The sequence below is a fragment of the Pontimicrobium sp. MEBiC01747 genome (genome assembly GCF_053601635.1).
Genome location: NZ_JBSHNS010000497.1, coordinates 1 through 1,696, shown reverse-complemented (window position 1 = coordinate 1,696; position 1,696 = coordinate 1). Strand labels below are relative to the sequence as shown.

2 protein-coding genes and 1 pseudogene are annotated in these 1,696 nt (G+C 29.2%); 2 read left to right on the top strand and 1 reads right to left on the bottom strand.

Annotation, left to right across the window (positions count from 1 at the left end):
* Both ACVC2P_RS16405 and ACVC2P_RS16400 read left to right on the top strand, forming a co-directional pair.
* Positions 1–593: sensor histidine kinase (locus ACVC2P_RS16405; protein WP_452599536.1), on the top strand; the 593-nt coding region annotated here is incomplete at its 5' end.
* Positions 594–598: 5 nt separating this feature from the next.
* A complete protein-coding gene (locus ACVC2P_RS16400; protein WP_452599535.1) occupies positions 599–1,306 on the top strand; it encodes a response regulator transcription factor in 708 nt (235 codons plus the stop codon).
* A gap of 90 nt (positions 1,307–1,396) precedes the next feature.
* On the opposite strand, the pseudogene ACVC2P_RS16395 reads toward ACVC2P_RS16400, so the two are convergent.
* Positions 1,397–1,696: pseudogene (locus ACVC2P_RS16395) on the bottom strand (tRNA (adenosine(37)-N6)-dimethylallyltransferase MiaA); the annotation flags it as partial.

The window sequence follows — 1,696 nt, the reverse complement described above, 5'->3', positions numbered from 1 at the left end:
AGATTATAGACGATAAAGAAAAAGTAAAACGATATCTATCTATGATTAAAGAAGAAAATAAACGCATGCATGCACAGGTAGAAAATGTACTTCGTATATCTAAACTTGAAAAGAATGAATTAAATATAAGTAAGGAAAGAGTAGATACTCACGACCTAGTAGAAGATGCTATTACTCATGTAGAGTTAATTATAGAAGATAGAGGAGGGACTATCACAACAGACTTTAAGGCCGAAAAAACATCGGTATTGGCAAACGAAACACATTTTACTAATGTATTAGTAAATATTTTAGACAATGCTATTAAATACTCTGTAGACGCTCCTGTTATAAATGTAAATACACAGAATGTTGGAAATAACATTCTAATTAAAGTAAAAGATCAAGGTAGTGGAATGAGTAAAACGGCACAAAAAAGAGTGTTCGAAAAGTTTTACAGAGAACATACCGGAAACATACATAATGTAAAAGGCCATGGATTAGGTTTAGCATATGTTAAGAGAATTATAGAAGACCATCATGGTCATATATCAGTAGAAAGTGAAAAAGAAAAAGGAAGCACATTTACAATTAAGCTGCCATTAATATCGTAATTACTATGGAAGAACAACAAAAGAAAATACTATTAGTTGAAGATGATCCAAATTTTGGAACTGTCTTAAAAGATTATTTAATAATGAATGACTACGAAGTTACACATGCTAAAAATGGTATGGAGGGCTTTGAAAAATTCAAAAAAGATGATTTCGATCTATGTATCCTAGATGTTATGATGCCTTATAAAGATGGTTTCACTTTAGCTAAAGAAATAAGAGAGAAAAATACAGATGTACCAATTGTTTTCTTAACTGCAAAAGCAATGAAAGAAGACGTGTTAAAAGGGTATAAAGTAGGAGCAGACGATTACCTAAATAAACCTTTTGATAGTGAAGTGCTTTTAATGAAAATAAAGGCCATTATGCAACGTAAAGCAACAGAAACAGTTGCAGATAGTAAACAGTTTGAATTTAAAATTGGAGATTTCGATTTAAATTCTAAATTACGTTTTCTTAAATACAAAGGAGGAGAACCTACAAAGCTGTCTCCTAAAGAGAATGAATTATTACGTTTATTAGCATTACATGAAAATGATTTAATGCCAAGAGAATTAGCATTAACAAAAATATGGAGAGACGATAACTATTTTACATCTAGAAGTATGGATGTATATATCGCTAAACTTCGTAAATACTTAAAAGTAGACGATAAAGTAGAAATATTAAATATTCATGGAGAAGGTTTTAGATTAGTCGTTAACCACGAGTAAAACAAATCTTTTTACCATATAAAAAAACCTAAACAAAATTTTATTTTGCTTAGGTTTTTTTGTGTTCTAGAAAAATAATATAGTTATAAACTATAATTGCTCCTTTATTTGATTGATAATTAAATCGAAATCATAATCATAATCAAACCAAAGCGTTTCTTTATGTCTCTTAAACCATGTTAATTGGCGTTTAGCAAAACGTCTGGTATTTTTTTTAATTTCAGAGATGGCAAAATCTAATGTCCACTCTCCATTAAAATAATTGAATAATTCTTTATATCCAACAGTGTTTAGTGCGTTTAAATCTTGATGTTTTAATAAGCCTTTAGCTTCTTCTAATTGCCCCTGTTCTAACATAATATCCACACGTTTATTAATACGATCGTATAT